Annotated in this window: 1 protein-coding gene and 1 pseudogene; both read left to right on the top strand. The window is 57.3% G+C overall.

The genetic code is table 11. From position 1 onward, the window contains the following. Positions 1-858: polysaccharide export protein (locus H7A81_RS27385; RefSeq protein WP_182059352.1), on the top strand; the 858-nt coding region annotated here is incomplete at its 5' end. Positions 859-867: 9 nt separating this feature from the next. Continuing rightward, positions 868-981: pseudogene (locus H7A81_RS27380) on the top strand (protein tyrosine phosphatase); the annotation flags it as partial.

Below are 981 nucleotides of genomic sequence, written 5' to 3'. Positions count from 1 at the left end.
GTCACCGTATGGGACCACCCGGAGCTGACCACACCAGCGGGTCAGTATCGTAGCGCCAGTGACACCGGTAACTGGGTACAGGCCGATGGCACGATTTTCTACCCGTACATCGGTAAAGTGCGTGTAGCCGGCCGCACCGTAACGGAAATCCGCGCTGAAATTGCGCGCCGCCTTGCGCAGTTCATTGAAAGCCCACAGGTGGATGTTAATGTTGCGGCGTTCCGCTCACAGAAAACCTACGTGACCGGTTCGGTGACCACCTCCGGCCAGCAGGCGATCACTAACGTGCCGCTGACCGTACTCGATGCCGTCAACGCAGCCGGTGGCTTAGCTGCCGATGCAGACTGGCGTAACGTGGTGCTGACGCACCAGGGCAAAGAGCAGCGCATTTCGCTGCAGGCGTTGATGCAAAACGGCGACCTGAGCCAGAACCATCTGCTGTATCCGGGCGATATTCTCTACGTCCCGCGTAACGATGACCTGAAAGTCTTCGTGATGGGCGAAGTGAAACAGCAATCCACGCTGAAAATGGACCGTAGCGGCATGACGCTTGCCGAAGCGCTGGGTAATGCGGCTGGGATGGACCAAACCACGTCCGATGCTACCGGTGTCTTCGTTATCCGTCCTATTCGTGGTGCCAACCGCACCAAGATCGCCAACATCTATCAGTTGAATACCAAAGATGCGGCATCGATGGTGATGGGGACTGAATTCCAACTGGAGCCGTACGACATCGTCTACGTCACCGCCACACCAATTACCCGTTGGAACCGTGTGATTTCTGGGCTGCTGCCAACCATCGTGGGTATCGACGATGCAAGCTCCGCAGCACTGCGTTTCCGCAACTGGTCTAACTAAGGTTTCAGTATGATCAAGTCCGTGTTAGTCGTCTGCGTCGGTAATATCTGCCGCTCCCCAACCGGGGAGCGTCTGTTCCAACGCGCGCTACCTTCAACTCGGGTGGCTTCTGCAGGGCTAGGC

The organism is Pantoea sp. ME81 (genome assembly GCF_903970985.1).
Taxonomy (GTDB): domain Bacteria; phylum Pseudomonadota; class Gammaproteobacteria; order Enterobacterales; family Enterobacteriaceae; genus Pantoea; species Pantoea communis.
The sequence above is the reverse complement of the archived record's forward strand: the minus strand, read 5'-3'. Positions and strand labels throughout refer to the sequence as shown.